Below are 1,346 nucleotides of genomic sequence, written 5' to 3'. Positions count from 1 at the left end.
TGAGCAAACCATTGATACGATAGTCGGCAGCGATGGACACTGGGCTATTGAAGTATCAAACGCGCTTGCCCAAGGTGATTTTACGGTTGTTGCGAGCATAACGGATGCTGCAGGCAACGAGAGCACAGCGAATAGCAGTGGCAATGTTGATACTGTAACGCCAATCGTCACCGTTGATGTATTGGGCTTAGGCAGCGACAGCACGCCAACCGTTAGCGGCACATCAACAGAGCCTGCAGGCACGGTTGTCAATATTATTATCATCGACGGTAATGGTGATGAACACCCAATTACAGCCACGGTCGATGCAAACGGTGAATGGCAAGCAACCAGCCCTGAATTACCGGATGGCAGCTACACCGTACAAGCCAGTATAACGGATGATGCAGGCAACACCGGAGGCGCCACACAAACGGGCACTCTTGATACCTTAGCACCAACATTGACGTTAGACACCGTAGGCGCCACTAACGATAGCACGCCAACAATTAGCGGGACATCAAACGCCCCAGCAGGGACTGTTATTAGTATCAGCGTGAGCGATGGCAATAACACTGAACCGTTCACCGCAACAGTGCAAGCCGATGGCAGTTGGTCAGCGGATGTACCGAACGCACTGACTGATGGCCCGCTTACGATTGAAGCCAGTGTGAGTGATGTCGCAGGTAACACCACTACATTAAGTGAAGGTGCGACGCTCGACACGAATGCACCGAGTATTAGTATTAACACGCTGGTTGATACCAATGACACCACGCCAGAAATTCGCGGGACAAGTGATGCAGCTGATGGCACAACCATCAATTTAAGCTTTACCGACAGTGCTGATAACATCACCACCGTCACGACCACGGTAACGGGTGGCGTATGGAGCGTCGATGCACCCAGCGTGCTAGCTGAAGGCGCATACACCGTAACCGCTACCGTGAATGATGGACTGGGCAATATTGGCAGTGCAACAGAAACCGGTCTAATAGACCTTGTCGCACCAACGCTAATAATTACAGACAACGGCGTAGACAACGACACCACACCGACCATTGCTGGCAGTAGTGATGCACCGCAAGGCAGTACGGTTACACTTACCGTGACTGATAGTGCTGGCATACCGCAAACACTCAGCGCCACCGTACTTGCTAATGGCACATGGTCAATTCCTGTACCGGTAGCACTTGCAGAAGGTTCATACACCATTAGTGCAAGTGTTGAAGATGCCGCGGGCAATGAAGCCACGGCAACAGGCAGTGGTGAAGTAGACACCATAGCACCGACACTTATTCTGACCAGCCCAGGTTCAAGCAATGATGTAACGCCGACCCTCAGTGGTACAAGCGATGCTATTGAGG

The 1,346-nt window shown here is 51.8% G+C and carries 1 protein-coding gene; it reads left to right on the top strand.

Annotation, left to right across the window (positions count from 1 at the left end; all coding sequences use genetic code 11):
• The coding region (locus I6F40_RS19555; protein ID WP_197193335.1) for an Ig-like domain-containing protein at nt 1-1,346 on the top strand (1,346 nt) is incomplete at both ends.

Source organism: Pseudoalteromonas sp. SWXJ133, assembly GCF_015864365.1.
GTDB classification, from domain to species: domain Bacteria; phylum Pseudomonadota; class Gammaproteobacteria; order Enterobacterales; family Alteromonadaceae; genus Pseudoalteromonas; species Pseudoalteromonas arctica.
This window is presented reverse-complemented; position numbering and strand designations above follow the sequence as displayed.